Below are 6000 nucleotides of genomic sequence, written 5' to 3'. Positions count from 1 at the left end.
GATACCAGCGCGCTGGCTGACTACGGTCCGCATGCGACAGCGCTTTTACCAGTTCGTCGCAATACGCTTCAAACCGCGATTCAAGACTCAGCCCCATGTAGCCTCCACCTCGCTAATTCCTATGCCTGAATCATCGCATTATTTATAACACAGTAGAACTAGCCCGGGTCATCACAAGTGCGTCACCTGAGCGAGCGTCGCAGCCACGCCTTGCGCGCCTCCTCCACCACCCCCATCAGCGCCGCCAAGGCCACAGCAAACAACCAGACTTCCACGCCGACCGGCGCCGTGCCGAACAGCCAGTTGCCGGCCGGGGTGTAGACGATGAACAGCAGCAGGCCCAGCTCCGCCGCGATGCCGAGCAGGATCAGCGGGTTGCCGAATAGGCTGAGGGAAAGCGAAGACTTGAGCGGGTGGCGGCACAGAAAGACGTTCATCACCTGCGTCATCACGATTGTCGCCAGGCAGGCGGTGGTGGCCTGCAGGTAGAGCGGCGCGGTTCTGGCCAGGGATTCGCCATATTGCCAGCCGGCGGCGTCGAGGACAAAGAAAAACACGGCCATCGCCGCCGCCGCTTCCAGCACGCCCAGGAAGAGGTAGGCGCGGGCGATCAGGTTCCATGACAACAGCCGCTCGTTGCGCGCACGCGGCGGGCGCCGCATGACATCGGGGTCGGGCTTTTCGGCGCCAAGCGCCAAGGCCGGCAGCATGTCGGTGCCGAGGTCGACCGCTAGTATCTGGATGATGGTGAGCGGCAGCGGGATGCGGAACAGCACAAAGGCCAGATAGGGCACGATCTCGGGAATGTTGGAGGAGAGGATGTAGGTGAGGAACTTGCGCAGGTTGTCGAACACCGCCCGCCCTTCCTCGATGGCCGCGACGATGCTGGCGAAGTTGTCGTCGAGCAGGATCAGGTCGGCGGCCCCCTTGGCGACGTCGGTGCCGGCCACGCCCATGGCGATGCCGATGTCGGCGGCCTTCAGCGCGGGGGCGTCGTTGACGCCGTCGCCGGTGACGGCGACGATTTCGCCCTTCTTCTGCAACGCCTCGACGAGTTGCATTTTCTGCACGGCGGCCACGCGGGCGAAGAGGATTTCCGGCGCATCCAGCGCCAGATGCAGCTGCGCCGGAGACAGGTGCAGCAGGTCGTCGCCGGTGATGACGACGGGCTGGTCTGATTTCATCAGGCCGATCTCGCGGGCGATGGCCTGTGCCGTATGCGGATGGTCGCCGGTCACCATGATCACGCGGATACCGGCCTCGGCGCAGCGCGCAATGGCCTCGGGCACCTCGGGCCGCGGCGGGTCCTCCAACCCGACCAGACCCGCCAGGATCAGGCCGCGTTCCTCGGCGGGCAGGCCGCCGTCGATCGAGCCATGGGCGAAGGCCAGGACACGCAGACCCGCCCCGGCCATCTCGTCCTGTGCCGCAAGCAGACGGGTTTTCGCGGCGGCGTCGAGCGGCGCGATCCCACCATCGAACTGCACCGAGTCGCACACCTCAAGCACCGTTTCCAGCGCGCCTTTGCAGTAGAGCATACGCCCCTGCGGCGTCTCGCACCGCACCGACATGCGCTTGCGGTCGGTGTCGAAGGGAATCTCGTCGATGCGCCTGAAGCCGTCGAGCGCACCCGCCGCCTGCCGACCCATGCCAACCAGCGCCACTTCCATCGGATCACCCAGCCATTCGTGCTTACCGTTGTTGTGTATTTCTTTCAGGTTGTGGCAGAGCGCAGCATTGACGAAGAGTGCACGGTGTTCGGTTGCCAGGCGCGGCTGCGCCGCGATGTCTTCCTGTGTGAAGAATCCGCCGCCCAGCCACAAACGTCGCACCGACATGCGGTTCTGCGTCAGCGTGCCAGTCTTGTCGGACAGAATCACCGTGGTCGAGCCGAGCGTTTCCACCGCAGGCAGATGACGCACCAGCGCATTGCGCTTCGCCATGCGCTGCGTCGCCATGGCCAGCGACAGCGTCACCGTCGGCAGCAGGCCTTCCGGCACATTGGCGACGATGATGCCGATGGCGAACAGCAGGTTCTCCCAGAACGGCAGCCCGAGCGCCTGGCCGATGAGGAGGAACACGCCGCCCATGCCGGTGGCAAGAAAGGCGACGATGCGGGAAAGCCGGGCGATCTCGCGCTGCAGCGGCGAAGTGGCCTTGCCCGCCGTTTGCGTCAGATGGGCGATCTTGCCGAACTCGGTACGCATGCCGGTGGCGTAGACCACGGCGCGCGCCTGGCCCGACACCACCGACGTGCCGGCCAACACACTATTTTTTGCGGACAGCGGCGACATCTCCGGCTGGGGATCGGCATTGCGCGCCTGGGGCAGCGATTCGCCGGTGATCGTCGCGGTGTTGACGCGCAGGCCGAATGATTCGATCAGCCGGCAGTCGGCCGGCACGAAGTCGCCCTCTTCCAGCAAGACGATGTCGCCGGGCACCAACTCGCTGGCGAGCAGTTCCACGATTTCGCCGCCGCGAAGCGCCTTCACCTGCTGCGGCAGCAACTGGCGCAGCGCGGCGACGGCCCGCTCGGCCCGGTATTCCTGCCAGAAGGAAAAGACGGCGTTGATCAGGATGACACCGACGATGGCGACCCCCAGGCGCACCATGCCCTGGCCGGGATCGAAATATTCGGCCAGAAACGCCAGCGCCGCGCCCACCCACAGGATGATGGCGAAGAAGTGGGTGAACTCGCGGACGAAACTGAGCAACAGGCGCTCGCGCTCCACCTCCTCGACGTGGTTCGGACCGAACTCCGCCAGCCGTCGCTGCGCCTCGGCCGAAGTCAGGCCTACGGCCGAAGTATGAAGGCTGGCGAGAGACTGCTCCGCAGTGAGGCTCTGGATGTGCACGGGGGAATGGACGACGTCTATTTATTAAGCATAGATGTCATAACTGCGCATTGCTTCCGGTGTCGTTTTAATTTTCTCTGGATCATGTCCGCTCGGAGTGAAGGCGCACTGGACGTGTATCGTGCCGCCGCATGCCGGACGGGTTTCATGCTCTATGCTTGAAACACTCGTCGGGAGTGAGCCATGGCCGATGCCGGGAAGATCACTGCGCTGCTGCTCAAGAAATACCCCGAGCCCAAGCTCGCGCTGCATTACAGGAATCCCCTGGAGCTATTGATCGCCGTCATCCTCTCCGCCCAGTGCACCGATGCGCGGGTCAACGAAGTCACTGCGACCCTTTTCAAAAAATACAGAAAAGCCCAGGACTACGCCGCGGCCGACCCTGCCGTGCTGGAGGAGGAGATTCGTTCCACCGGCTTTTACAAGAACAAGACCCGGTCGGTCATCGCCTGCTGCCAGAAGCTGGTGGCGGATTTTCACGGCGAGGTCTCGCAAACCCTGGAGGCACTCACGACGCTGCCCGGGGCGGGGCGCAAGACCGCCAACATGGTGCTGGGCAACGCCTTTGGTGTGCCGGCCATTGCGGTGGATACGCATGTGTTGCGGGTGAGCAATCGCCTGGGGCTCGCACATTCAGACGATCCGCAGGCGGTGGAGGAGGTGCTCATGCGCCAGGTGGCGAAGGACAAGTGGACTGCGTTCGGCAACGCCATGATTTTGCATGGACGCGAGACCTGCATCGCGCGCAAGCCGCGCTGCCCCGAGTGCATGCTGCGCGCGGTGTGCGAGTGGCCGGACAAGTATTAACCGGCCCGTGGAAATCATCCTGACCGCCTCGTCCGGCTCCGAACGCCATGGTGGGGCTGCGCCCATGAGCGGGGCAGGGCGTGCGCTGCTCATCACAGGCATGCCGGGGGTGGGCGAGACCACGGTGACCCGGCGCGTTGGCCGAGCGACTCCACGGCACCCGGCTGGGCGGCTTCTACATGGAGGAACTGCGGGAGGCGGGGGCGCGCACCGGCTTCCGCATGGTGGACTTCGCGGGCCACGCGCTCACCTTCGCTCACGTTGACTTCAGCGGCCCGCGGGTATCCAGATACGGCGTCGACGTGGCCGCCCTCGATGCACGGGCCGAAGCCCTGCTTGCACCGCCATGCGGCGCCTGTTGGCTTCAGGCAACTGCGTCGTGGCCACCGTGGCACGCAAGGGCGAAGGACGCCTTCTTAGCAGCGGTTGCTCTCAAGCGCCGTCCCGAACTCCGCGGCAGCGCGGACGAGTCCATAAGTATGGGAGCAACGCAATATGCTTGCCATGATCCTAACTAATCATTAGTTAAAGTTGTTATTTAACCCGGATATTCAATATGAATACCGAAGGACAGGCCTGAAGATTCGCCAGCCTGTTTTCTAGATTGGCATCTCGGCCGGGGAGGCGGTCACCGTAATCCCGCGAGGGGTTTCCGGAATAGGAGTGCGACTGCAGGACGACGGTATGACTCCACTCAAGCAAATACATAATTTAACATAATATACATTATGCGAAGTAGGACAGAAAAGTCGGCAAGAATTGCCCACGGCAAAACCGGCCCTTTCCGCCCCGGAAAACTGTCCCGGATTCGGACGCTCGCTCGGTCGGATTTTTGGCTCGATCTCCGGTCGGCTGATTTCCTCAACGGCTAGTAACACTAGTCCGTTCATTCCGGTACTCCGGATTTTCGGACAGCTTTCCGGAAACCATACCACCGCGCCAGCATTGGGCTGCCGCCGAGAAACGCCCCGAAAACCCATTGAAACCGTTTTTGGACTTTGGACAAGGGGTGCGGCATGAGCAAAAACGCTCTCACCGTGGCCCTGAAAAAAACCCGCATGGGCTGGTGCGTGTTCCTCAACGGCGAAGCTTTCGCCATCGGGACGCAGCTCTACTGCCAAGAGGTTTCCAAAGGGCTGATTCTCCGCTACCTCCAGCACGGCCCGGACTTCATGTCGGTACACGTCGCCAGCAAAGGCGGTGCCGCATGAGCCGCCACTGGGAACGCCTCAACACCTGGCACACCGAACTGGCCATCGTCGCCGACGCCATCGAGCATGTGCTGACCGGCATTGAGGAACCCCAAGGCCTCAGCGCCACGGCGCATGTGCTAAAAAACCGCCTGCTGGCTCTGGTCGAGGATTGCCCGTTCCCGGACAACGGAGGGTTGCGCGATGCTTGAGAAACACCGCCGCCAGAAGAAACCCCGCGCCCACCCGCACTTCGTCTGGGCTGACCCGGCCCGGTTCTACGCCGAACGCATGACTGCAGGCCTGACGCAGGATCAGGCCTGCGAATACCTCGGTGTCAGCCGGCGCACGATTTACAACTGGGAGAACGGGATCAACCGCATCCCCTACCCGGCCTTCAAACTCATCAGGATGCGCGCAGGGGCCATCGTCCATGTACCGGGCTGGGATGGGTGGCGCTATGCCCGTGACGGGGCTCTGGTGACGCCTGACGGTCGAACCTTCCAGCCGTGGGAGCTGCAAAACCTCCAGCTGGTCGTCAGCCTGTCCCGGCGCTACCTCGAATCGCGCTACCTGCGGCAGGCAAAGCCTTTGCCCGTTGTAGGCGGAACGACGCTCCAAGGGGGTGCGCCATGAGCGCCCGGAAGATCGGCGGATACGCTGAGGCGGCCGGGCGCCAGCCCGACGCCCAAGCGAACCGCCGCCCTGACTGCATCCAGGTGAGAACCCACGCGCAAGCCGCTGGCAGCTGCACCGGGCTGACCACCTGCAAAACCAAAACCGCCGCATTCCAGCAGCGCCCGCCGAGTGGGATGAAGGAGCGCTTAGGGCCGCCGTCCGGCCCTGCGACGATCCCGCGAATCACTGACCCCGGCGTCCCGCCCGATTTGTTGAACCCAACGAAAGGACTTAGCATGGCAAAAACTGCCCGTGTTTTTTGCAACTAGCGATGAAATCCGTTCCAGTAGCCAATCTGCTGCAAAGCGCTCATTTACCGCAACCAAGGCCGCGTGAAACGATGATTCGACGAGGATATACATTATGCGAAGGGAAGGATCGGAGTCGGCAAGAATTGCCCACAGCTGTTGGTACAGAAGCAACCTGCCAAATTGCAAGTTAAGGCTGCCAAACGTTACAGGAGAAACCTG

At 63.0% G+C, this 6000-nt stretch carries 6 protein-coding genes; 5 read left to right on the top strand and 1 reads right to left on the bottom strand.

Translation table 11 applies throughout. From position 1 onward, the window contains the following. Positions 1-182 precede the first annotated feature (182 nt). Positions 183-2855 (bottom strand): cation-translocating P-type ATPase, encoded by a 2673-nt coding sequence (locus ABW22_RS03345; RefSeq protein ID WP_059751939.1) that lies wholly within the window; start codon positions 2853-2855, stop codon positions 183-185. A gap of 183 nt (positions 2856-3038) precedes the next feature. Between ABW22_RS03345 and nth the strand changes: the two genes are divergently transcribed. The 5 genes from nth (at position 3039) to ABW22_RS03320 (ending at position 5488) form a co-directional block, all read left to right on the top strand. Continuing rightward, positions 3039-3662 (top strand): endonuclease III, encoded by a 624-nt coding sequence (gene nth / locus ABW22_RS03340; RefSeq protein WP_059751938.1) that lies wholly within the window; start codon positions 3039-3041, stop codon positions 3660-3662. A 137-nt stretch (positions 3663-3799) separates the two neighbouring features. Then, positions 3800-4180 carry a nucleoside-triphosphatase gene (locus tag ABW22_RS18395; protein ID WP_059751936.1) on the top strand — a complete coding sequence of 127 codons (381 nt, stop codon included), beginning with the start codon at positions 3800-3802 and terminating at the stop codon, positions 4178-4180. Between the two features lie 498 nt (positions 4181-4678). After that, on the top strand, positions 4679-4873 hold the full coding sequence (locus ABW22_RS03330; RefSeq protein WP_059751934.1) for a hypothetical protein: 195 nt from the start codon (positions 4679-4681) through the stop codon (positions 4871-4873). Further along, positions 4870-5064, top strand: a complete 195-nt coding sequence (locus ABW22_RS03325; RefSeq protein ID WP_059751933.1) for a hypothetical protein — start codon at positions 4870-4872, stop codon at positions 5062-5064. The genes ABW22_RS03330 and ABW22_RS03325 overlap by 4 nt, the downstream gene beginning before the upstream one ends. After that, on the top strand, positions 5057-5488 hold the full coding sequence (locus tag ABW22_RS03320) for a VC1465 family Xer recombination activation factor (protein ID WP_059751931.1): 432 nt from the start codon (positions 5057-5059) through the stop codon (positions 5486-5488). The genes ABW22_RS03325 and ABW22_RS03320 overlap by 8 nt, the downstream gene beginning before the upstream one ends. Positions 5489-6000: the final 512 nt, after the last annotated feature.

The sequence above is a fragment of the Thiobacillus denitrificans genome (assembly GCF_001530125.1).
Classification (GTDB): Bacteria; Pseudomonadota; Gammaproteobacteria; order Burkholderiales; family Thiobacillaceae; genus Thiobacillus; species Thiobacillus denitrificans_C.
Note: the sequence above shows the minus strand (reverse complement) of the source record. Positions and strands in the feature narration are given on the sequence as shown.